At 71.3% G+C, this 22,108-nt stretch carries 19 protein-coding genes; 8 read left to right on the top strand and 11 right to left on the bottom strand.

What is annotated here, in order from left to right:
* Positions 1-15: 15 nt before the first annotated feature.
* Complete coding sequence (locus BGP73_RS12315; protein WP_069814375.1) at positions 16-747, bottom strand: flavodoxin family protein; 732 nt, start codon at positions 745-747, stop codon at positions 16-18.
* A gap of 520 nt (positions 748-1,267) precedes the next feature.
* On the opposite strand from BGP73_RS12315, the gene BGP73_RS12310 reads away from it, so the two are divergent.
* Complete coding sequence (locus BGP73_RS12310) at positions 1,268-2,608, top strand: DUF2637 domain-containing protein (protein WP_069814374.1); 1,341 nt, start codon at positions 1,268-1,270, stop codon at positions 2,606-2,608.
* A gap of 62 nt (positions 2,609-2,670) precedes the next feature.
* On the opposite strand, the gene lysS is transcribed toward BGP73_RS12310, so the two are convergent.
* A complete protein-coding gene (lysS, locus tag BGP73_RS12305; RefSeq protein ID WP_069814373.1) occupies positions 2,671-4,440 on the bottom strand; it encodes a lysine--tRNA ligase in 1,770 nt (589 codons plus the stop codon).
* 172 nt (positions 4,441-4,612) lie between these two features.
* On the opposite strand from lysS, the gene argS reads away from it, so the two are divergent.
* The 3 genes from argS to BGP73_RS12290 all read left to right on the top strand — a co-directional run bounded on the left by argS (position 4,613) and on the right by BGP73_RS12290 (position 8,154).
* Entirely contained in the window at positions 4,613-6,421 is a 1,809-nt protein-coding gene (argS, locus tag BGP73_RS12300) for an arginine--tRNA ligase (protein ID WP_069814372.1), read from the top strand.
* Between the two features lie 114 nt (positions 6,422-6,535).
* On the top strand, positions 6,536-7,675 hold the full coding sequence (locus BGP73_RS12295) for a pyridoxal-phosphate-dependent aminotransferase family protein (RefSeq protein ID WP_069814371.1): 1,140 nt from the start codon (positions 6,536-6,538) through the stop codon (positions 7,673-7,675).
* Between the two features lie 173 nt (positions 7,676-7,848).
* Entirely contained in the window at positions 7,849-8,154 is a 306-nt protein-coding gene (locus BGP73_RS12290) for an MGMT family protein (protein WP_069814765.1), read from the top strand.
* 410 nt (positions 8,155-8,564) lie between these two features.
* Here BGP73_RS12290 and hemB read toward each other — a convergent pair whose 3' ends face one another.
* Genes hemB through BGP73_RS12265 form a run of 5 tightly spaced genes read right to left on the bottom strand, consistent with a single transcriptional unit; the run spans position 8,565 to position 14,509 of the window.
* Positions 8,565-9,566, bottom strand: a complete 1,002-nt coding sequence (hemB, locus tag BGP73_RS12285; RefSeq protein WP_069814370.1) for a porphobilinogen synthase — start codon at positions 9,564-9,566, stop codon at positions 8,565-8,567.
* Positions 9,563-11,227, bottom strand: a complete 1,665-nt coding sequence (locus BGP73_RS12280; protein ID WP_069814369.1) for a uroporphyrinogen-III synthase — start codon at positions 11,225-11,227, stop codon at positions 9,563-9,565. Before BGP73_RS12280 ends, hemB begins: the two co-directional genes overlap by 4 nt.
* Complete coding sequence (gene hemC, locus BGP73_RS12275) at positions 11,224-12,246, bottom strand: hydroxymethylbilane synthase (protein WP_069814368.1); 1,023 nt, start codon at positions 12,244-12,246, stop codon at positions 11,224-11,226. Before hemC ends, BGP73_RS12280 begins: the two co-directional genes overlap by 4 nt.
* Positions 12,243-13,679 carry a glutamyl-tRNA reductase gene (locus BGP73_RS12270; protein WP_069814367.1) on the bottom strand — a complete coding sequence of 479 codons (1,437 nt, stop codon included), beginning with the start codon at positions 13,677-13,679 and terminating at the stop codon, positions 12,243-12,245. The genes hemC and BGP73_RS12270 overlap by 4 nt, the downstream gene beginning before the upstream one ends.
* Positions 13,676-14,509: a redox-sensing transcriptional repressor Rex gene (locus BGP73_RS12265; RefSeq protein WP_069814366.1), complete on the bottom strand. Its 834-nt coding sequence runs from the start codon at positions 14,507-14,509 to the stop codon at positions 13,676-13,678. The genes BGP73_RS12270 and BGP73_RS12265 overlap by 4 nt, the downstream gene beginning before the upstream one ends.
* A 319-nt stretch (positions 14,510-14,828) precedes the next feature.
* Between BGP73_RS12265 and BGP73_RS12260 the strand changes: the two genes are divergently transcribed.
* From BGP73_RS12260 to BGP73_RS12245, 4 genes are all read left to right on the top strand, one after another.
* Positions 14,829-15,107, top strand: a complete 279-nt coding sequence (locus BGP73_RS12260) for a glutaredoxin family protein (RefSeq protein ID WP_069814365.1) — start codon at positions 14,829-14,831, stop codon at positions 15,105-15,107.
* Between the two features lie 71 nt (positions 15,108-15,178).
* On the top strand, positions 15,179-16,171 hold the full coding sequence (locus BGP73_RS12255) for an HAD family hydrolase (protein ID WP_079127475.1): 993 nt from the start codon (positions 15,179-15,181) through the stop codon (positions 16,169-16,171).
* 316 nt (positions 16,172-16,487) lie between these two features.
* Positions 16,488-17,300: an ECF subfamily RNA polymerase sigma factor, BldN family gene (locus BGP73_RS12250; protein WP_069814363.1), complete on the top strand. Its 813-nt coding sequence runs from the start codon at positions 16,488-16,490 to the stop codon at positions 17,298-17,300.
* Between the two features lie 322 nt (positions 17,301-17,622).
* A complete protein-coding gene (locus tag BGP73_RS12245; protein ID WP_069814362.1) occupies positions 17,623-18,834 on the top strand; it encodes a DUF5667 domain-containing protein in 1,212 nt (403 codons plus the stop codon).
* A gap of 408 nt (positions 18,835-19,242) precedes the next feature.
* On the opposite strand, the gene BGP73_RS22030 is transcribed toward BGP73_RS12245, so the two are convergent.
* From BGP73_RS22030 to BGP73_RS12230, 4 genes are all read right to left on the bottom strand, one after another.
* Positions 19,243-19,341, bottom strand: a complete 99-nt coding sequence (locus BGP73_RS22030; RefSeq protein WP_003948845.1) for a 30S ribosomal protein bS22 — start codon at positions 19,339-19,341, stop codon at positions 19,243-19,245.
* Between the two features lie 336 nt (positions 19,342-19,677).
* Positions 19,678-19,887 (bottom strand): helix-turn-helix domain-containing protein, encoded by a 210-nt coding sequence (locus tag BGP73_RS12240; protein WP_069814361.1) that lies wholly within the window; start codon positions 19,885-19,887, stop codon positions 19,678-19,680.
* Between the two features lie 255 nt (positions 19,888-20,142).
* A complete protein-coding gene (locus tag BGP73_RS12235) occupies positions 20,143-21,321 on the bottom strand; it encodes an acetoin utilization protein AcuC (RefSeq protein WP_069814763.1) in 1,179 nt (392 codons plus the stop codon).
* Positions 21,322-21,331: 10 nt separating this feature from the next.
* On the bottom strand, positions 21,332-21,979 hold the full coding sequence (locus tag BGP73_RS12230) for an HAD family hydrolase (protein ID WP_069814360.1): 648 nt from the start codon (positions 21,977-21,979) through the stop codon (positions 21,332-21,334).
* Between the last annotated feature and the right edge of the window lie 129 nt (positions 21,980-22,108).

The raw sequence follows: 22,108 nt of genomic DNA, 5'->3' as shown, positions 1-22,108 counted from the left end.
CCCAGCTCGCGGGCTTCACCGGTGTTCGGGGTTGGGCTGGTCGGGGCGGCAGCCCGCGTCCCATTCGGTGCGCTGGTTTCCATAGACGGGGATCCCTCCCGCCCGTCGCAGCATGGCGGCCACGTGCAGGAGGTTGTAGGTCATGAACGTGGTGTTGCGATTGGTGAATTCGTTGTCCGGGCCGCCGGAGCCCGGGTCGAGATAGGAGGGCCCGGGTCCCGCTTCGCCGATCCACCCGGCGTCGGCCTGAGGGGGGATGGTGTAGCCCAGGTGTTGCAGGCTGTAGAGCACGTTCATGGAACAGTGCTTGATACCGTCCTCGTTACCGGTGATCAGGCATCCACCGACGCGCCCGTAATAGGCGTACTGGCCGGCATCGTTGAGCAGACTCGAGCAACCATAAAGCCTCTCGATCACCCTTTTCATCACCGAGCTGTTGTCGCCGAGCCAGATCGGGCCGCTGAGCACCAGGATGTCGGCGGCCAGCACCCGCTCGTAGAGTTCCGGCCAAGCGTCATGAGCCCAACCGTGCTCCCGCATATCCGGCCACACCCCGGTCGCGATGTCGTGGTCGACCGCCCGGACGACATCCACCTCCACACCGTGTCGGCGCATGATGCCGGAGCTGAGTTCGACAAGCCCGTCAGTGTTACTGATCTCGGGAGACCGTTTGAGGGTCGCGTTGATGAACATGGCGCGGAGCCCGTCAAACCGAGGTGGTGCTGCCGCTTCCCCGGATTCATTCATTGCTCACCACCTCAGGTGGCCGTCGAACATGAATTACCGACCGGTGTGGTCAACGATTCCCAACCGCCACCAGCGGTCTCGGGCCGCTGTCCGCGGGCCTCCTCGGCCCCACGGCCCCGACACGCCGTCACACGCCGCGTTACGCAGCCCCACGAGGACGGCGCCGATACCGGCACCTCGATTTCCCGAGCCTCAGCTCCTGTCCTAGCAGGGTGACGCACCTTCCCCCCGCCGGCAACCGGGACGGGTCCTGGGCTCCACCCGTACCTCGAAGGCCACATGCCGCGACAGCGCACCCCTCGACCGCCCCTGGCACCGCCGCCCGCAAGGAGGGCCGGTGTCGCCTCAAGGCAACCGTGCGGACGCCCTCCCGAACGCACCCGCCGAAGCGGTACATCTCCCCCGATCCGCGAAGAAGGTGCCGCTGCCGGAGCGGGCTCCGCACCGTACTCGGCGCACGACCTTCGCACGGGTGTGCCAGGCTGTGCCCGCCAGTTGCCGAAGCGGAAGGAGAGGGCGAGTGCCCGCGCCACAGCTGACACGCTCGCATCGGATACTGATCGGCGTCGTCGTGACAGGGGCGACGGTCATCGCGGCGATCGGCTTCGCCGGTTCCTACGCCGCGGTCCGCGATCTCGCCGAACAGAAGGGCTTCGGCGCCTTCTCCCCCTTCTTCCCGATCGGTGTCGACGCCGGCATCGTCGTACTGCTCTCCCTCGACCTCCTGCTGACCTGGATCCGGATCCCGTTCCCGCTGCTCCGGCAGACCGCCTGGCTGCTGACCGCCGCCACCATCGCCTTCAACGGCGCCGCGGCCTGGCCCGACCCGCTCGGCGTGGGCATGCACGCCGTGATCCCGGTGCTCTTCGTCGTGTCCGTGGAAGCGGCCCGGCACGCCATCGGCCGGATCGCCGACATCACCGCGGACAAGCACATGGAGGGCGTACGGCTCTCCCGCTGGCTGCTCGCCTTCCCCTCCACCTTCCGGCTCTGGCGGCGGATGAAGCTGTGGGAGCTCCGCAGCTACGAAGAGGTCATCAGGCTGGAACAGGAGCGCCTCGTCTACCAGGCCCGGCTGCGGGCCCGCTACGGGCGCGCCTGGCGCCGCAAGGCGCCCGTGGAGGCGATGATGCCGCTCCGGCTGGCCCGCTACGGCATACCGCTCGCCGAGACCGCCTCGGACGGCCTCGCCGCCGCCGGCATAGAACCGACCCGCTCGACGACGCCCGCGCTCCCGAGTGCGGACCTCCGGAAGGAGGAGCCACCCGCCGCCGAAGCGCCCCCCGCCATCGACGCCGCGGACGCCAAGCCGCAGCCGCCGGCCGCCGCGCAACCGGAAGCCGGGCACACCGAGCCGGAGCAGCAGCCCGCGCCCGAGGAACCACAGGAATCCCGGGTAGCCCAGGAACCGCAGGCAGCGCAGGAACCACAGGCAGCGCATCCCGTACCGGCGGCTCCGCCCGAGCCAGGATTCGCCCACCCGGACGAGCTGCCCACCGATCCGGCGCAGGTCACCGTCCCCGTCGGCCCCGGCCGCCGGCGCAACCTCGGCAGCGCCCACCCCACCCCGCTACCGCACCAGCGCGCGGAGGACTTCGAGGCGGAGAGCGAAGAACTGCTGACCGCCCCGGGGCTCCCCGACGACATGCCGCTGGAGGACGCGTACTTCGGCGCGTTCCGCCGCTACACCGGCGAGCACGGCGACTTCCCCAACGCCCGGCAGTTCGCGCTCTACCTGATGGACCACTACGGCGTCCGGGGCCGCACCGGCGGCCCGCTGAGCGAAGCCACCCTCCGCCGGTACCTACGCGCCTTCAAACACCGCTACAGCACCGAGCCCGAACCCGAGCACATCCCCTGAGAGCAGCCGCCGGTGGGCGCCCGACCAGACCGACCGGACGCCCACCAGCCCTGTGCAGGCGCTCAGCCGCCCAGCAGCTTCCGCACCCGGTCACTACCGACCGCGAGCAGCAGGGTCGGCAGCCGCGGCCCGGTGTCCCGGCCCACCAGCAGCCGGTAGACGAGCACGAAGAACGCCCGCTGGGCGGCCTTCAGCTCGGGCGTCGGCTTGGCGTCCGCCGGGAAACCGGCACGCAGCTTCGGCACCCCGTACACCAGCGTCGTCAGCCCGTCCAGCGACCAGTGCTCGTCCAGACCGTCGACGAGCATCCGCAGCGATTCGCGCTCCTCGGGACCGATCGAGCCGAGCAGCTCGGCGTCCGGCTCCTCCCGCACCCTGGTCCGCTGTTCGGCCGGGACCTGGGTGGTGATCCACTGCTCGGCCCGGTCCAGCCGGGGCCGCGCCTCGTCCAGCGAGGTGATCGGGTCCTGCGGGTCGAGCTCCCGCAGGATGCGGAGCGTCTGCTCGGTGTGGCCGGTGGTGATGTCCACCACCGACGCCAGCGTCCGGTAGGGCAGCCGGCGCGGAGTCTCCGGCAGCTCACCGGCGGCCGTCCGGGTCGCCCTCCGGTAGGCGGCGGCGTCGGCCGCCAGCGCGGTGCCGTCCGCGACCCGCCGCCTCAGGGCGTCCCACTCGTCGTACAGCCGCTGGATCTCCTGGTCGAAGGCGATCTTGAAGGACTGGTTCGGCTTCCGGCGGGCGTACAGCCAGCGCAGCAGCGGCGCCTCCATGATCTGGAGCGCGTCGGACGGGGTCGGCACCCCGCCCTTCGAGGAGGACATCTTCGCCATGCCGCTGATGCCGACGAAGGCGTACATCGGCCCGATGGGCTGCTCGGCGCCGAACACCTCGCGGACGATCTGCCCGCCCACCACGTAGGAGGAGCCGGGCGAGGAATGGTCGACTCCCGAGGGTTCGAAGGCGACCCCCTCGTAGGCCCAGCGCATCGGCCAGTCGACCTTCCAGACCAGCTTGCCGTTGTTGTACTCGGAGAGCAGCACCGTCTCGGTGTGGCCGCAGGCGCAGCTGTACGAGAGCTCGGTGGTCTCGTCGTCGTAGCCGGTGACGGTGGTCAGGTCCCGCTCGCAGGCCGAGCAGTACGGCTTGTACGGGTAGTAGCCGGCGGCACCGGCGCTGCCGTCGTCCTCGGCGGCAGCGCCCGAGCCCTCCGCCGCCGCCTCGGCGGCAGCGGCGTCGGCGGCGTCCAGCTTGCCCTGCTTCTGCTGCTGCTTGCCGGCTCCGGCGGCCTTCTTGGCGGCCTGCTCGCCGGGGCGGTCCTTGGTGCGGTAGCGGTCCAGGATCGCGTCGATCCGGCCCCGCTCACGCATCGCGAAGAGGATCTGCTCCCGATAGGCGCCGGTGGTGTACTGCAGGGTCTGGCTGATCGGGTGCACCTCGACGCCCAACTCCAGCAGCGCCTCGACCATCGGGGCCTTGAAGTGCTCGGCCCAGTTGGCGTGGTCGCTGCCCGGCGGGGCGGGCACGCTGGTCAGCGGCTTGCCGATGTGCTCGGCCCAGGAGGGGTCGACACCGGCCGGCACCTTGCGGAAGCGGTCGTAGTCGTCCCAGGACAGGATGTGGACGCAGTCGTGGCCGCGCCGCCGGATCTCGTCCGCCACCAGATGCGGGGTCATGACCTCGCGCAGGTTGCCGAGGTGGATCGGCCCGGACGGGCTGAGGCCCGAGGCGCAGACGATGGGTTTGCCGGGCGCGCGGCGCTCCGCCTCGGCGATGACCTCGTCCGCGAAACGGGAGACCCAGTCGGTCTCGGTGCTCTGAGCCACGGTCGGCACTTCCTCTTCCTTCTCCGCTACTTCCCTTACTTCCCTGCCGCACGGCAGAGGGGTTCGACCCGCCCATTGTCCCAGACGCTCCACCCCCGTTTTCCCGCTTGAGGGCCGGTGGGGCCGCCATGGGATACTGGGCTCCCATCCGATCGGCACCCAACGGAAACGGCACGCACCCATGGCCTCGGTCCCTTCGCTAGCCGCCACGGTCCACCAGCGCGTCTCGGACGCCCTTTCGGCCGCGCTGCCGGAAGCAGGCGCCACCGACCCGCTGCTGCGACGTAGCGACCGGGCGGACTTCCAGGCCAACGGCATGCTGGCGCTCGCCAAGAGACTGGGCCGGAACCCTCGGGACCTGGCGGCGAGCGTGGTCGACCGCATCCCCACCGCCGCCGCCAACTCGGACCCGGACGCGGTGATCGCGGCCATCGAGGTGTCCGGGCCGGGCTTCCTCAACATCACCGTCGCCGACTCCGCGATCACCTCGACGCTCGCCGCCCGCGCGGCGGACCCGGAGGGCCGGCTCGGCGTGCCGTACGCGGCGCAGCCGGGCACCACGGTGATCGACTACTCGCAGCCGAACGTGGCCAAGGAAATGCACGTGGGCCACCTCCGCTCCACCGTGATCGGGGACGCCGTCGTGCGGCTGCTCGAGCACCGCGGGGAGAAGGTCATCCGGCGCCACCACATCGGCGACTGGGGCACCCAGTTCGGCATGCTCATCCAGTATCTGATCGAGCACCCGCACGAGCTGGACCACGACGCGGACACCGCCTCCGCGAGCGCCGAGGGCGAGGCGGCGATGGCCCGTCTGAACCGGCTGTACAAGGCCTCGCGCGCGCTGTTCGACACCGACGAGGAGTTCAAGACCCGGGCCCGCGACCGGGTGGTGGCGCTCCAGTCCGGAGACGAGCGGACCCGGGAGCTCTGGCACAAGATCGTCGACGAGTCGAAGATCTACTTCCAGGGTGTCTACGAGCAGTTGGACGTGGAGATCCGGGACGAGGACGTCGTCGGCGAGAGCGCCTACAACGACGCCCTCCAGCAGGTCTGCCGGGACCTCGAGGAGAGCGGTGTGGCCGTCCGCTCCGAAGGGGCGCTCTGCGTCTTCTTCGACGACGTGAAGGGTCCGGACGGCAACCTCGTGCCGCTGATCGTGCAGAAGAGCAACGGCGGTTTCGGGTACGCGGCGACCGACCTCGCGGCGATCCGCGACCGGGTGGCGAACCTCAAGGCCGACACCCTGCTCTACGTGGTGGACGCACGGCAGGCGCTGCACTTCCGGATGGTCTTCGAGACCGCCCGCCGGGCCGGCTGGCTGCCCGAGGACACCGCTCTCCAGCTGGCGTTCGGCACCGTGCTGGGCAAGGACGGCAAGCCCTTCAAGACCCGTGAGGGCGAGACCGTCCGGCTCGCCGACCTGCTGGACGAGGCCGTGGAGCGGGCCGCGGTGGTCGTGGCGGAGAAGGCCCCGGAGCTGACCGGGGAGGAGGTCGCCGAGCGCGCCGCCCAGGTCGGCATCGGCGCGGTGAAGTACGCCGACCTGTCCACCTCGATGTCCCGGGACTACGTCTTCGACCTGGACCGGATGGTCTCGCTCAACGGCGACACCAGCGTCTACCTCCAGTACGCCTACGCCCGTATCCAGTCCATCCTCCGGCGGGCCGCCGCCCAGCAGAACGCTCCGGAGCCCAAGCCCCACCCGGAGCACCCGCTGGCACCGGCCGAGCGGGCCCTGGGCATGCACGTGGACGAGTTCGCGGAGACCGTCGCCTCTGTCGCCGAGACCTACGAGCCGCACAAGCTGGCCGCCTACCTCTACCAGCTGGCGCAGACCTTCACCACCTTCTACGACCAGTGCCCGGTCCTGAAGGCCGAGGGCGGTCCCACCGAGGTCGAGAACCGCCTCTTCCTCTGCTCGATGACCGCCCGCACCCTCCGACAGGGCATGAACCTGCTCGGCATCCGGACGCCCGAGCGGCTCTGAGCTGGGCGGGCCCGCCGGGGGTAGGCTCACGGTAGCCGTCCGGGCACGGTGCGGAAACGCGCGGTGCCCGGACGGTGCCGGCGCTCCCCCTCCCCTACGAACAGCGAGCACCCCTTGACGTCCTCGGTCCTCCTCGATCTCGAACCGCTCACGGCCGAGCGCTTCGCCGCCATCGAGCGGCGGGTCGCGTCCCTGCTGCACACCACCGCCGACGTAGTCATCACCCAGGGAGAGGCGCTGTTGCCGCTGGAGGCCTGCCTGCGCGGCGCGGCACGCCCGGGCAGCACCGCACTGAACGTGGTCACGGGCCCGTACGGCCAGACGTTCGGCGGCTGGCTGCGGGACAGCGGCGCCACGGTGGTGGACCTGGAGGTGCCCTACCACACGGCCGCCGCGCCGGAGCAGGTCGAGCGTGCGCTCGCCGAACACCCGGAGATCGAGCTGGTCTCCCTGGTGCACGCCGAGGCCGCCACCGGGAACACCAACCCCGTCGCGGAGATCGGCGCAGTGGTCCGCAGCCACGGCGCACTGCTGATGCTGGACGCGGTGGCCTCGGTGGCCGCCGAACCACTGCTCACCGACGAGTGGGGCGTGGACCTCTGCGTCATCGGCGGCCAGAAGGCGATGGGCGGCCCGGCCGGAGTGTCGGCCGTCTCGGTGAGCGACCGCGCCTGGGACAGGATCGCGGCCAATCCACACGCCCCCCGCCGCTCCTACCTGTCGCTCCTCGACTGGAAGGAGCGCTGGATCGACGCCGGCCGCACCGCCCTGCCGCACGCTCCGGCCCAACTGGAGATGCTCGCCCTGGAGGCGTGCATCGACCGGATCGAGGAGAGCGGCGGCCTGGAGGCCTCCTTCGCCCGCCACCTGGCCGCCGCGGCGGCCACCCGGGCCGGGGTCACCGCGCTGACACCACCGGCTGAGGCGGGCCTGCGCCCGTACGTCCCCGCGGACCGGGACGCCGCCCCGGTGGCCACCACCGTTCGGGTCCCGGAGTCGCTCGACGCCCGCGAACTGGTGTCGTCCGCGCTGGCAGCAGCCCAGGACGGCTCCCCCGCCCTCCCCCTGGCGGCCGGCGGCGGCGCACTCGCGGGGGAGATGCTCCGGGTGAACCACTACGGCCCGGACGCCTCCCCCGGCAGTGTGCTCCGCGTACTGGCCGCGCTCGCCGCCGCGCTCCGCTCGGCCGGTGTCCCCGCCGACCTGGACGCCGCCTCGGCAGCGGCCGAGAGCATCTGGTCGCCGGACCAGTAGCACCCCCACCGCGCGCCCCGGTGGATTCTCGACCGGGGCGCGCGGCGATCCGATCGGTCACATGACCATGCGGAACCACGGGTACTCGGCGGCGGCGAGTTGACCCCGCCGGCGTTTCACGCACACGTCCACGCCAGGCCGGGCGGCGCCCCGTTGAGGGAAACGAGGTGAGCATGGACATCGTCGGAGAGGTCCGCGAGGCAGTCGTGACCATCCCAGCCGGCAGCGTCGCCTCCTACGGAGATGTCGGGGAACGGATCGGCGCGGGTCCACGGCAGGTGGGGCGCGCGATGAGCGTTCTCCGCGACGAGAACGTGCCCTGGTGGCGTGTCGTCCACGCGGACGGCACACCCGCGATGTGTCACAGGGGTCAGGCGCCTCGGTTGCTGGCCGAGGAAGGCACGCCGATGCGTGGTACGCGGGTGGACATGGGACGCGCACGGCACCGGTGGGAGCCGCCCGAAGCATCAGCGTCGTAGACGTGTCCCCCAGGCCGGGGGTGGCATCGGCCGAAACAACGGATTCCCGCCGATGCACCGCCCGCGTCCAGCCCGCGTCCAGCCCGCGGAAGTGCGCCCCACCGCTTTCGGACAGGGCGTGCACGAGGGGGGCGCCGGGGCCGGCGGGCCAGAGACGGCGGGAGGGGACGGGGCCGGAGGGGGCGGGGGTGCCGGGACGCCGCCGTGTATTTGCGGGGCGAACGGCGGGAGAGCCGACGGACCGGCCCGCACGGCCCCGTAAATAGACGGTCGCGGCACCCCCGCCCCCGCAGGACCCGGCCCCGCACAGACAGAACAGCCGCGACCCCGCAGGACCCGTCCCCGAGCCCTCAGCCCCCGTCAGCCACCGTCAGTCCCAGCCCCCGTCACCGCACCGGCGGGCCCCCCTGCTACTCGCCGCGCGAGAGCCGCAGGGCGACCTCCGTGGCCCAGTAGGTGAGGATCACGCTCGCCCCCGCCCGCTTCGCACCCGTCAGCGACTCCTCGATGACCCGCTCCCGCTCCAGCCAGCCGTTGGCCGCCGCGGCCTCGATCATGGCGTACTCGCCCGAGACCTGGTACGCGCCGATCGGCACGTCCACCGTGTCCGCGACCCTCCGCAGCACGTCCAGGTAGGGCAGAGCGGGCTTGACCATCACCATGTCCGCGCCCTCCGCCAGGTCGAGCGCCAGCTCGCGCAGCGACTCCCGGGCGTTGGCCGGATCCTGCTGGTAGGTCTTGCGGTCACCGGACAGCGATGAGTTGACGGCCTCCCGGAAGGGGCCGAAGAAGGCCGAGGCGTACTTCGCGGTGTAGGCGAGGATCGAGACATCCTGGTGGCCCGCGCCGTCCAACGCCTCGCGCACCACCCGCACCTGGCCGTCCATCATGCCGCTGGGCCCCACGGTGTGCACCCCGGCGTCGGCCTGGACCCGCGCCATCTCGGCGTACCGCTCCAGCGTCGCGTCGTTGTCCACCCGCCCCCGGTCGTCGAGCACGCCGCAGTGGCCGTGGTCGGTGAACTCGTCGAGGCACAGGTCCGACATGACGACGAGGTCGTCGCCCACCTCCGAGCGCACGTCCCGGATCGCCCGCTGCAGGATGCCGTCCGGGTCGGTGCCGGCCGAACCGGTCCCGTCCTTCTCCGCCTCCTCCGGCAGGCCGAACAGCATGATGCCGCCGACACCCGCCTCGACCGCCTCAGCGGCGGCCTTCCGCAGGGTGTCCCGGGTGTGCTGGACGACCCCGGGCATCGAGCTGACCGGCACCGGCTCGCTGATGCCGTCCCGGACGAACGCCGGAAGGATCAGCTCCGCCGGGTGGAGCCGGTGCTCCGAGACCATCCGGCGCATCGCCGGGGTGGTCCGGAGCCGACGGGGCCGGGTGCCGGGGTGGTTGCCGTAGACACTCATGAGGTGTTGCGCCTCCTGCGCGATCCGGGACGTCGCTCGCTGGGTCTGGTCACCGGCTCACCTGCCTCGACGGCCGCGGCCCGCCGCTTGGCGCCGAACTCGGAGAGCGCCTCGGCGAGCCGGAGCACCGACGGCTCGGGGGAGAGCACGTCGACCCGGAGTCCGTGTTCCTCGGCGGTCTTGGCGGTGGCCGGCCCGATACAGGCGATGACCGTGACGTTGTGCGGCTTCCCCGCGATCCCGACGAGGTTCCGCACCGTGCTGGACGAGGTGAAGAGCACCGCGTCGAAGCCGCCGCCCTTGATCGCCTCCCGGGTCGGGGCCGGCGGCGGCGAGGCGCGCACCGTCCGGTAGGCGGTGACGTCGTCGACCTCCCAGCCCAGCTCGATCAGGCCGGCCACCAGGGTCTCGGTGGCGATGTCGGCGCGCGGCAGGAAGACCCGGTCGATCGGGTCGAAGACCGGATCGTAGGGCGGCCAGTCCTCCAGCAGGCCGGCAGCGGACTGCTCACCGCTGGGCACCAGGTCCGGCTTCACCCCGAAGTCCACCAGCGCGGCCGCGGTCTGGTCGCCGACCGCGGCGACCTTGATCCCGGCGAAGGCACGGGCGTCCAGCCCGTACTCCTCGAACTTCTCACGCACCGCCTTGACCGCGTTGACCGAGGTGAAGGCGATCCACTCGTAGCGCCCGGTGACCAGGCCCTTGACGGCCCGCTCCATCTGCTGGGGAGTGCGCGGTGGTTCGACGGCGATGGTCGGCACCTCGCTGGGCACCGCCCCGTAGCTGCGCAGTTGGTCGGAGAGGGACGCCGCCTGCTCCCTGGTACGCGGCACGAGCACCTTCCAGCCGAAGAGCGGCTTGGACTCGAACCACGCCAGCCGGTCGCGGTCGGCCACCGTACGGCCTCCGCCGACCACGGCTATGACCGGGCGGGAGCCCTCCGGTGAGGGCAGCACCTTCGCCGCCTTCAGCACCTGGGCGATGCTGCCCAGGGTGGCGGTCCAGGTGCGCTGCCGGGTGGTGGTGCCGGCGACCGTGACGGTCAGCGGCGTGTCGGGCTTGCGCCCGCCGGCGACGAGCTCCCCGGCGACCGATGCGACCGACTCCAGGGTGGTGGAGACAACGGCGGTCGCCTGGCTCACGCCGATCTCGGTCCAGCAGCGCTCGGAGGCCTTGGCGGCGTCGATGAACCGGACGTCGGTGCCGTCGGCCGAACGCAGCGGCACGCCCGCGTAGGCGGGGACGCCCACCGCGGTCGCCACCCCCGGCACGACCTCGAAGACGACGCCCGCGTCGGCGCAGGCGAGCATCTCCTCGGTGGTGTCGGCGTCCATCCCCGGATCGCCGGCCACGGCACGGACCACCCGCTTGCCGCCCCGTGCGGCCGCCATGACAAGATTGACCGCACCCGCCAAAGTGGGCGTGTCCACGATGGTTGACGGCTCGTCACGTTCGGGCTGCCCGGGGATGTCCACGCCTGCGCGGGTGTGCGGGCGCACCGTGTCGAGCACCTGCGGATCGGCCACGAGCACATCCGCATGGGCCAGTGCCTCCACGGCGCGGAGCGTCAGCAGTCCGGGATCACCCGGTCCGGCGCCGATGAAGGTGACCTGCCCGGGGGAGCCGGGCTGTGCGGGTCGAAGTTTCGCGGTGGGGCTCAAAGTGCTCGCTCCCCCATCAGACCGGCCGCACCCTTGGCGAGCATCTCGGTGGCGAGTTCGCGACCGAGCGCCCGGCAGTCGTCGGGCGACGAGGGCACGGGACCGGTGGTGGACAGCTGTACCAGGGTGGCGCCGTCGGTCGTGCCGACGACGCCGCGCAGGCGCATTTCGGTGAATACCTGCCCGTCCGCCTGGAGGTCGGCGAGGGCACCCACGGGTGCGCTGCAGCCGGCCCCGAGGGTGGCGAGCAGGGAACGCTCGGCGGTCACGGCGGCCCGGGTGTACGGGTCGTCGAGTTCCGCGAGTACGGGTGCGAGCGGGGCTCCGTCCACGGTGTGGTCGGTGACGCACTCGACGGCGAGGGCGCCCTGGCCGGGGGCGGGCAGCATCGCGTCGAAGGGCAGCTTCTGGCTGGCCTCGTCGAGCCTGCCGACCCGGCTCATCCCGGCGGCGGCGAGCACCACCCCGTCGAGTTCCCCGGAGCGCACGAACCCCAGGCGGGTGTCGATGTTCCCGCGGATCGGCACGGTCTCGATGTCGATGCCCAGGTTGCGGGCCCAGGCGTTCAGCTGGGCCATGCGGCGCGGCGAGCCGGTGCCGATCCGCGAACCGCTGGGCAGCCGTTCGAAGGTCAGGCCGTCCCGGGCCACCAGCACGTCCCGCGGGTCCTCCCGCACCGGCACGGCGGCCAGGGTCAGCCCCTCGGGGTCGGCGGTCGGCAGGTCCTTCAGCGAGTGCACCGCGAAGTCGATCTCACCGCGGAGCAGCGCGTCCCGCAGTGCGGAGACGAAGACCCCGGTGCCGCCGATCTGGGCGAGGTGCTCCCGCGAGGTGTCGCCGTAGGTGCTGATCGCGACCAGTTCCACCGGCCGACCGGTGAGCTCCCGCACGGCCTGGGCGACCTGCTCTGACTGGGACATGGCCAGTTTGCTGCCCCTGGTGCCCAGTCGCAGCGCACCGGCGGCGGTTCCGTCTCCGGCGCTCGGCGAGCTACTGGTGTTGCTGTTGTCGATGCTCATGCTCGCTCCCGTTCAGAGTCACCGCTGTCGGCCCGACTGACGGCTGCGACCGTCTTCGGATCGAGGTCGAAAAGTTCCCGTAGGGCATCCGCGTACCCGGCGCCGCCGGGCTCTCCCGCGAGTTGCTTGACCCGCACGGTCGGCGCGTGCAGGAGTTTGTCGACCACCCGGCGTACGGTCTGGGTGATCTCCGCGCGTTGCTTCTCCCCGAGGTCCGGCAGCCGCCCCTCCAGGCGGGCCATCTCGCTCGCCACGACGTCGGCCGCCATCGTCCGCAGGGCCACCACCGTAGGCGTGATGGTCGCCGCGCGCTGGGCGGCGCCGAAAGCGGCCACCTCCTCGGAGACGATGCCCCGCACCCGCTCCACGTCCGCGGCCACGGCGCCGCCCGCCGGCTGTTCCCCGGAGGCGGGGTCCACCGCGGCCCCCTGGGCGCCCGCGGCCGTCGTGGTTTCGGCCAGCGTCTCGATGTCGACCAGCCGCACGCCCTCGATGCGGTGCACCGCGGCGTCCACGTCCCGGGGCATGGCCAGGTCGAGCAGTGAGAGGTGGACCGGCGCGGCCCCCTCCGACTCCGCGGCGAGCGGCTCCGGGCGCTCGCCGAGCGCGGTCCGCACATCATCGGCGGTGAGCACCACGCCCGTGGCACCGGTGCAGGAGACGACGACATCGGCCAGCGCCAGCTCGGCGGGGACCTGCTCCATCGGGACCGCCCGCGCGGTGAGACCGGGCTGCGCCTGCTCGGCGAGGGAGCCCGCGAGCCGCTGGGCGCGGTCCAGCGTGCGGTTGGCCACCACCAGCTCGGCGATGCCCACCCGGGCCAGCGTGGTCGCGGCGAGCGAGGACATCGAGCCGGCGCCGACGACCAGGGCCCGTTTGCCGCCGGCCCAGCGCTCCACGTCGGCCCCGGCGGCGAGCGCCTCCAGGCCGAAGGTGACCAGGGACTGGCCGGCCCGGTCGATACCGGTCTCGCTGTGCGCCCGCTTGCCGACCCGCAGCCCCTGCTGGAACAGGTCGTTGAGCAGCCGGCCGGCGGTGTGCAGCTCCTGGCCGAGCGCGAGCGCGTCCTTGAGCTGACCGAGGATCTGCCCCTCGCCGACGACCATCGAGTCCAGGCCGCAGGCCACCGAGAAGAGGTGGTGCACCGCCCGGTCCTCGTAGTGGACGTAGAGGTAGGGGGTGAGCTCGTCCAGGCCGACACCGCTGTGCACGGCCAGCAGGGTGGACAGTTCGGCGACCCCGGCGTGGAACTTCTCCACGTCGGCGTACAGCTCGATCCGGTTGCAGGTGGAGACCACCGCGGCCTCCGCCACGGGCTCGGCCCCGACCGCGTCCTGCAGCAGCTTCCCGCGGGCTTCGGAGGCCAGCACGGCGCGCTCCAACACACTCACCGGAGCACTGCGGTGGCTCAGGCCGACGACCAGGAGACTCATGCCGGCATCACGGCGGGGACGTCCCCCTCTGGTCCCTTCCGACCGTTGTCGTCCCCGGCCGCACCGCTCTCGCCGGCCGCACCCTCGCCGCCGTCCTCACCGGGTACCGCGGCGTCGACGACCACGGGCTCGGCGGCGGCGCGGACGGCCGCCTCGGCGGGGCTCTCCTCGCCGGCCTTGCGCTGCTCATGGAACGCGAGGATCTGGAGTTCGATCGAGAGGTCCACCTTGCGGACGTCCACCCCGTCCGGCACGGAGAGCACGGTCGGCGCGAAGTTCAGGATGGAGGTGACCCCGGCGGCGACCAGTCGGTCGCAGACCGGTTGCGCGCCGCCGGCCGGAGTCGCGATGACACCGATGGAGACGCCGTTGTCGGTGATGATCGTCTCGAGTTCGTCGGTATGCCGCACCGGCAGGCCGGCGACGGTCTTGCCGGTCATCGCCGGGTCGGCGTCTATCAGGGCGGCGACCCGGAACCCGCGGGAGGCGAACCCGCCGTAGTTGGCGAGCGCGGCGCCGAGGTTACCGATACCGACGATCACTACCGGCCAGTCCTGGGTCAGACCGAGTTCCCGGGAGATCTGGTAGACGAGGTACTCGACGTCGTAACCGACCCCGCGGGTACCGTACGAACCGAGGTAGGAGAAGTCCTTGCGGAGCTTGGCGGAGTTGACGCCGGCCGCGGCGGCGAGCTCCTCCGAGGAGACCGTGGGCACCGAACGCTCGGACAGTGCCGTGAGCGCACGCAAATACAGTGGTAGCCGGGCGACGGTGGCCTCGGGGATCCCTCGGCTACGGGTCGCCGGTCGGTGAGTTCGGCCAGTTGCCACGGTGCTCCTGCGGGTAGAGCGAGGCTGTGGGCGGCAGCAGGTGAGCGGACCGCCCCGTCCCCCGAAGGCTATGCCTTTGTGAACGTGTGCACAAAGATGGTGTCCGTTTTGTCCAGGCAAAGTGATGGGGGTCACGTGGCCGGATCGTGTCACCGTGGAACCGTCCGCGGGACCATGCCGTAGCCCTGCCGGCGGCCGCAAAACACTCACTCTCCCTATGCCACAGCGTTCCCGGACGAACGCAAGACACCTGTCGATGGTAGTTGAATCAGCCACCTTCCCCATCCGAGCGCGAGAACCGGCCAGGCACAATGTCGACATGACCCGATGGCCGCGCCGCAACCGGCGCAAGAACCCCGCGGACCACACCGTGACCCTGATCGCCAAACCGGGCTGCCACCTCTGCGACGACGCCCGCGAGGTGATCACCGCGGTCTGCGCCGAGCTGGGAGCGTCCTGGGAGGAGAAGGACATCTCCCAGGACACCGAACTCCACCGGCGCTACTGGGAACAGATCCCGGTCGTCCTGATCGACGGCGCCCAGCACGACTTCTGGCGGGTGGACCCCAAGCGGCTGCGGACCGCGCTCGGCGGCTGACGGCCGCCGGGGCGCGCCCGCCCCCGTCTCGCCGTTCCCACCGCCCCGAACAGACTGGCTATGCTCGCGCCATGGCCCGCCCGTCGCACGACCGTCGCCCTGACCGGAACTCCTCCGGGGCGCCTCACCGATGGGGATGGCTCACCCGGCGCGACCGCCAGGCCCCCTCCCCCCGCAGCGTGCTGGCCGGCGAGGCCGCCGCGGAGGCCGCCCGCCGGGCGTCCCGGGAACGCGGCCTGTCCAGGAAGGACGCCGAGCGGGAAGCGGCCGACGGGGAGTTCCCGGTGGCCGGCGACCCGCTCGCCGCCGCCTTCTTCGACCTCGACAACACGGTCATGCAGGGCGCCGCCCTCTTCCACTTCGGCCGCGGCCTCTACAAGAGGAACTTCTTCGACACCCGCGAACTCGCCCGCTTCGCCTGGCAGCAGACCTGGTTCCGGCTGGCCGGGGTCGAGGACCCGGCTCATATGGCGGACGCCCGGGAGAGCGCGCTGTCGATCGTCAAGGGCCACCGGGTCTCCGAGCTGATGTCGATCGGCGAGGAGATCTACGACGAGTACCTCGCCGAACGCATCTGGCCCGGCACCCGGGCGCTGGCCCAGGCGCACCTCGACGCCGGCCAGAAGGTCTGGCTGGTCACCGCGGCCCCCGTGGAGACCGCCACGATCATCGCCCAACGGCTCGGACTGACCGGAGCGCTCGGCACCGTCGCCGAGTCGCTGCACGGCGTCTACACCGGCCGGCTGGTGGGCGAACCGCTGCACGGCCCCGCGAAGGCCGAGGCGGTGCGCGCCCTGGCCGCGGCCGAGGGGCTCGACCTCTCCCGCTGTGCGGCCTACAGCGACTCCGCCAACGACATCCCGATGCTCTCGCTGGTCGGCTACCCGTACGCCGTCAACCCGGACGCCCGGCTGCGGAAGCACGCCCGGGAGCACGGCTGGCGGCTGCGGGACTACCGGACCGGCCGGAAGGCCGCGAAGGTCGGCATCCCGGCGGCCGCCGGGGTCGGGGCGCTGGCCGGCGGGACGGCCGCGGCGGTCGCCCTGCGCCGCCGGCGCCGCTGATCACTTCGCCCGGCGCTCGCCCGCCGACGCGCGCCCCGGCCCCGCCGATATCCGCTGGCGCCCGCTCCCACCCCTGGTGCACTCCGCAAAACGGACAGAGATCGCAACAAAGCGATCAACAACGCCTCGGTGTTCGAGGCTTGATCGGTCATCAACCCATAAGGGTCGGGACCTAATCGACGATTTGGGCAACTGACTGTAGCCCTGTCTACACAAAGCGTTATTCTCCTCAGACGCACTCCGGGACTCTTCAACCCCCACAACGGGTGAACGGTTCCGTACTGCACACGATGGAAGTTCTGCCTCTGGGAGTCCCGTGTACCCACACGTCGGGGTTGACGCCTCGGGCCTGGCCACGCTCCGCGCAGCGGTCTCCGGCTCTCTGCGCGGTCTCGTCCCCTCCGCGTACGCCGTCCCCGCGCTCGCCGTGCCCACCACTGTCCCCACCCCTGCCGGCTCTGCCTACGCCCTCGCCGAGAGCGCCGCGGCGGTGACCAGGCGCTCACGCGCCGCCGGACCGTCCGCTTCCACCAGCAGCGCCGCCCGCTCCTCCGCCACCCGCCGGGCCCCGGCGGACAGCGACAGCCGCCGCATGATGGACCTGGTGGAGCGCGCCCAGTCCGGCGAGGCCGAGGCCTTCGGCTGCCTCTACGACCAGTACGCCGACACCGTCTACCGGTACGTCTACTACCGGGTGGGCGGGAAAGCTACGGCCGAGGACCTCACCAGCGAGACGTTTCTGCGCGCGCTGCGCCGGATCGGCACCTTCACCTGGCAGGGGCGGGACTTCGGGGCCTGGCTGGTCACCATCGCCCGCAACCTCGTCGCCGACCACTTCAAGTCCAGCCGTTTCCGGCTGGAGGTGACCACCGGCGAGATGCTCGACGCGAGCGAACTCGAGCGCAGCCCCGAGGACTCGGTGCTGGAGTCCCTCTCCAACGCCGCCCTGCTGGACGCCGTGCGACGGCTCAACCCGCAGCAGCAGGAGTGCGTGACGCTCCGCTTCCTCCAGGGCCTCTCGGTCGCCGAGACGGCCCGGGTGATGGGCAAGAACGAGGGCGCGATCAAGACCCTCCAGTACCGCGCGGTCCGCACGCTGGCCCGGCTGCTCCCCGAAGACACCCGCTGAGCTGCCCCGCCGCTACCGGCCAGCTCCGTCGCCCCCGCCCCAGGGCTCCACGATCCCCAACCCTCCGACCCGACCACCACCCCCGGCCCGGGGAAAGCCACCCGCTGCCCCGCACCCGACCGCAGACACGTAGAGTGTTGGCCCCAACACATTAAGGTCGGATCATCACGCATGCGTAACCCGGCTACGGAGCCGCTCGTTGAGCGCATTGCAGGCTCCCACCCAGTCACGTCTCTCACTCGATCGAGTGGTCATACCCCAGGCGTGCAACCTTCCCTAACCATCAGGGGGTCGCAGGTGATGAGGAGAGGAGGTGCCGCCCGTGATCGGATCCGTACCGGCGCGCCGGCGGGCGAACGCCTTCGCCGAAGCCCTGGAGCAGTCCGCCCAGGAGCGCACGGCCGAGCGGACCGACCCGCCAACGGGGGCCCCCGAGACTGAGGAGCCCTTCGAAGGTCAGGGCAGACTGTCGGCCCTGGCGAGGGAGCTCGGCGAAGTGCCGACCCCCCAGCTGGATCCCGAGGTGAAGACCGTCCAGCGGGCCCAACTCGTCGCGGCGATGGAGCAGTTCTTCGCCGAGGGCGCCCCTCGGGTTCCCGAGCAGGCGCCGCGACCGGAAGCGCCGGAGCGCCTCGCCCCGCTCAGCCGGCTGCGACCGCGTTCCCGATGGGCCCGAGGGCTCGTGGCCGGCGGACTCACCGCCGGCGTGGCGGCGGGCGCCTTCGGCGGCGTCGCGGCAGCCAGTTCCGACGCGCTACCCGGTGACTCGCTCTACGGCTTCAAGCGCGGCATAGAGGACGTCAGGCTCGGACTGACGAGTTCCGAGGACGACCGCGGTGAACTCCTGCTCTCCCGGGCCTCCACCCGGCTGCAGGAGGTACGGCAGCTGATGGAGCGCCGGCAGTCGGCCGGGCTCGACGAGAAGTCGCTGGGAGAGATCCGGCGCGCGCTCGCCGGTATGCGCCATGACGCCTCGGAAGGGCACCGCCTGCTGCACGAGGTCTACGAGCACAAGGGCTCGATCACCGCGATCGAGAAGCTGAACGCCTTCAGCTCGAAACACCGCAGCCGTTGGAGCCGACTCCGTGAGGAACTCCCCGCGCAGCTCACCGACGTCCGCGACGGGGTGAGTTCGGTCTTCGAGGCCATAGACCAGGAGGTCAGACCGCTCAAGTCGCTGCTGGCACCACGGCCCGAAGAGGACGGGACCCCGCACACAGGGGTCGCCGGAGCTCCGAACTCCCTACCCAGCCACCTGGAAAACCCGGGCGATCGGGAACCGACGGTGAGCAATCCGCCCGGCGGCCAACCCGAGGACGCCGACGGTACTCCGGAGCCGGCGGAGTCCGGCCGATCCGGCAAGGGCCTGATCGGTGGCGCCGGCGACCTCCTCCCCTCGCCCCCGGACGTCGAATCCGACGCTCCCGGAAGCGAAGAGAAGGCCGGCAAGTCCTCGGAGACCACGGTCACCCTGCCTCCGCTCCTACCGGGCCTGCTGCCCAGGCTCGGACTCGACGCTCAGGACTTCGAGTAGCGCCTCAGGAGTAGCGGCCGCGGCTCACCGGAAGAACCCGAGCCCAGACGCGCCTTCCGCCGACGACCGAGCAGTCAACGGCGGGGGCGCGTCTTCATGCCGCAGGAGCAAGGCCGACAAGAGCACCGATCAGCCGCTCCGGAACAGCTCCCAGGGCCCTACCGCCGAGCGGGCCCGCCAGCAGCCCAGCGCCGCCGCCCGCCCAACTCCCGCGAGCGACAAGGCGTCCTGGCGGGGGGGGAAAGAGTCCGTCCGCGGCGCTCCAGTCGCAGTGGTCGCCGCCCCGGACCGACCGGCCCCTACCCGCCGCCTTCTTGCCGGCCACTTGCCGTGTCATCCGACACAACAACGCCGCCCCCACACCTTTCGGTGTCAGGGCGGCGCCGAAAAACACGCTCAGAGTCGTGCTTACTTCTTGTTGCGACGCTGAACGCGGGTGCGCTTGAGAAGCTTACGGTGCTTCTTCTTCGCCATCCGCTTGCGCCGCTTCTTGATGACAGAGCCCACGACTACCCTCGCTCACTTCGATTCTCTCCCCCACCCAGACTCGGTGAGAGAGGCCCACGGTGCGGGGCGTCCGAGCCCACACGACCTACATCGGACCAGACTACCTGCCAGCGCGTGATGGGCGTAATCCGAGGTGCCATTGGACGGCTGTCCGAGCCACGGATTCACCCCGGAATGCCCCGGTGTGTTCAGCCTACGGTGGCGGGACGCCGCAGGAGCGACCAAGAAGGGCGCCCCGATACCGACCACAGCCCGACGGGTGGCCGACAAGCGCGGCGAGGCAGCGACGTTGCCGTCACGCTCCCGCCGGGGGTCTCCCGAGGCGCCCCTGACTGCTCAGGCCGTCTCCACCCCCACGTACGAGATCCGCAGGTACTCGTGGACGGCCTGCTCCGGGACCCGGAATGACCTGCCCACCCGGATCGCCGGCAGATGACCGCTGTGCACCAGGCGGTACACGGTCATCTTGGAGACTCGCATGACCGCGGCGACCTCCGCCACGGTAAGGAAAGCAACCTCGCTGAGAGGCTTGTCGGCAGCAGTCATGAAAACACCTGACCTTCCGCACAAGACGGGTACCGGCTTCCCCTCCGGTGACTCCTCGTCGCCATGCGCTCACCACCAGATTAGAGGCGGGCGGTACGAGTGGGGAAGAGGAGTGACCAACAGCCAGCTAATGTGACAGACGGCCTGATTGAGTACATAGCGAGCCGCTGACCGGGGACGTGCGGGCCGGCACCGTCGCCGAGGGGGCGAACGGCCCCGCTGCGGCCGCACTGGCGGACCGGTTCCGACGGCCCCTCAGTGCAGCGGCAACAGTCCGTGAGAGGGGAAGACTTCGCGGCGTGTGGCCAGGATGGCCTGGTCCAAACGGTCGGCGGGGTCGTAGCCGTCGTCCGGAAGCTCACGCCAGCGCGGCCGGAAACCGTCGGTCATCCGGGAAGGCGCCGACTCCCGCGTCCGGGCGTACACCTCACGCCGCCACGGCTCCGGCGTGTCGCCCTCCGGATCCAGCCCGACGCCGGCCGCGATCGCCACCAACTGGGTCCAGGACCTCGGCACCACATCGACCACCGCGTATCCGCCGCCGCCCAGAGCCAGCCAGCGACCTTCCGCGTGCTCGTGGGCCAGCTCGTGGCACTGCTCCTGTACGACGCGCTGCGCGTCCAGGCTCACCGCCAGATGCGCCAGCGGGTCCTCCATATGGGTGTCGGCCCCGTGCTGGGTCACCAGTACCTGCGGGCGGAAGGCCCCCAGCAGCTGCGGTACCACGGCGTGGAAGGCGCGGAGCCAACCCTCGTCACCGGTCCCGGCCGGCAGGGCCACGTTCACCGCGCTGCCCTCGGCGCCCTCGCCTCCGCTCTCCTGCGGCCAGCCGGTCTGGGGGAAGAGAGTGCGCGGATGTTCGTGGAGCGAGATGGTCAGCACCCTGGGGTCCTGCCAGAACGCCGCCTGCACACCGTCGCCGTGGTGCACATCGGTGTCGACGTACGCGATCCGCTCGGCCCCCAGCTCCAGCAGACGCGCGATGGCCAGCGCCGCGTCGTTGTAGACGCAGAAGCCCGAGGCCGCCCCGGGCATCGCGTGGTGGAGGCCGCCGGAGAAGTTCACCGCATGGCTCACCCGGCCCCGCCAGACCGCCTCGGCGGCCGCCACGGACTGCCCGGCGATCAGTGCCGAGACCTCGTGCATCCCGGCGAAGGCCGGGTCATCCTGAGTGCCGAGCCCGTAGCTGCCGTCGGCGAGGGAAGGGTCCGCGGACACCCTTCGGACCGCGGCGATGTAGTCGGCGCGGTGCACCAGCTGAAGCGTGGAGTCACCGGCCGGGGGCGCGGCGACCACCTCCAGCGCCTGGTCCAGGCCGTACGCCCGCACCAGACTCATGGTCAGAGCGAGCCGTACCGGGTCCATCGGGTGCCCCGCGCCGAAGTCGTATCCCGTCAGCGCCTCGTCCCACATCAGCTGTGCACGACCGGTCATGGTGGCCACGCTATCGGTACAGCAGGCTCGGCAGTTCGGTCATCTCCGCGAAGAGGCTGTGCGCCGATGCCAGAGCGGACGGTTCCGTCATGCCGGTGAACCCCAGAGTCCGCATTCCGGCGGCCCTGGCCGCCTGCACCCCGAGCGGGCTGTCCTCGATCACCACACATCGCTGCGGGTCCACTCCCATCGCCGCCGCGGCGTGCAGGAAGAGATCGGGCGCCGGCTTTCCCCGGTTCACGTCCTGCGAACTGAAGATGGTGTGTTCCGCGAAGCGTTCGTAGAGACCGGTCTTCCGCAGTGCGACCCTGATCCGCTGGTGGCTGCCGGAGGAGGCCACGCAGAACGGGACGCTCTCGGTCTTCAGCGTGTCGAGTACCTCGGACACTCCTTTCACCGCGTGGAGTTCCCGCTGGAAGGCTTCGAAGACCCGGCTGTGGAAGACGTCGTCGAACTCTCCCGGGAGCCGTCGGCCGGTGCGTTCCCAGACGAGGTCGTGGATACGGTGGACGGCTCCGCCCATGAAGTCCCGAACGGACTCCTCGTAGCTGGTCGGGTGACCGAGTTCCGTGAGGTACTCCGCGAGGACCCTGTTGGAGATCGGTTCACTGTCGACGAGAACGCCGTCGTTATCAAAAATGACCAGGTCATAGCGCAAATGTTCTGCACCCCCCAGACACGGGCCGAAGGCTGACCGGTCATGCTCCGTGGAACAGTCCTCGACCAGCACGGCTGATGGACCACAACGCAAAAAGGGTCTTGGGCCCGGGACCACACACCCACATGT

The organism is Streptomyces sp. TP-A0874, assembly GCF_001748085.1.
Lineage (GTDB): Bacteria > Actinomycetota > Actinomycetes > Streptomycetales > Streptomycetaceae > Streptomyces.
Note: the sequence above shows the minus strand (reverse complement) of the source record. Positions and strands in the feature narration are given on the sequence as shown.

What these genes read in the sequence shown, in the direction of transcription:
- BGP73_RS12270 (WP_069814367.1), bottom strand. Translation starts at nt 13,679, where the DNA reads ATGAGTCTCCTGGTCGTCGGCCTGAGCCACCGCAGTGCTCCGGTGAGT.
- BGP73_RS12315 (WP_069814375.1), bottom strand. Translation starts at nt 747, where the DNA reads ATGAATGAATCCGGGGAAGCGGCAGCACCACCTCGGTTTGACGGGCTC.
- BGP73_RS12260 (WP_069814365.1), top strand. Translation starts at nt 14,829, where the DNA reads ATGACCCGATGGCCGCGCCGCAACCGGCGCAAGAACCCCGCGGACCAC.
- BGP73_RS12235 (WP_069814763.1), bottom strand. Translation starts at nt 21,321, where the DNA reads ATGACCGGTCGTGCACAGCTGATGTGGGACGAGGCGCTGACGGGATAC.
- BGP73_RS12255 (WP_079127475.1), top strand. Translation starts at nt 15,179, where the DNA reads ATGGCCCGCCCGTCGCACGACCGTCGCCCTGACCGGAACTCCTCCGGG.
- argS (WP_069814372.1), top strand. Translation starts at nt 4,613, where the DNA reads ATGGCCTCGGTCCCTTCGCTAGCCGCCACGGTCCACCAGCGCGTCTCG.
- hemC (WP_069814368.1), bottom strand. Translation starts at nt 12,246, where the DNA reads ATGAGCATCGACAACAGCAACACCAGTAGCTCGCCGAGCGCCGGAGAC.
- BGP73_RS12240 (WP_069814361.1), bottom strand. Translation starts at nt 19,887, where the DNA reads ATGACTGCTGCCGACAAGCCTCTCAGCGAGGTTGCTTTCCTTACCGTG.
- hemB (WP_069814370.1), bottom strand. Translation starts at nt 9,566, where the DNA reads ATGAGTGTCTACGGCAACCACCCCGGCACCCGGCCCCGTCGGCTCCGG.
- BGP73_RS12290 (WP_069814765.1), top strand. Translation starts at nt 7,849, where the DNA reads ATGGACATCGTCGGAGAGGTCCGCGAGGCAGTCGTGACCATCCCAGCC.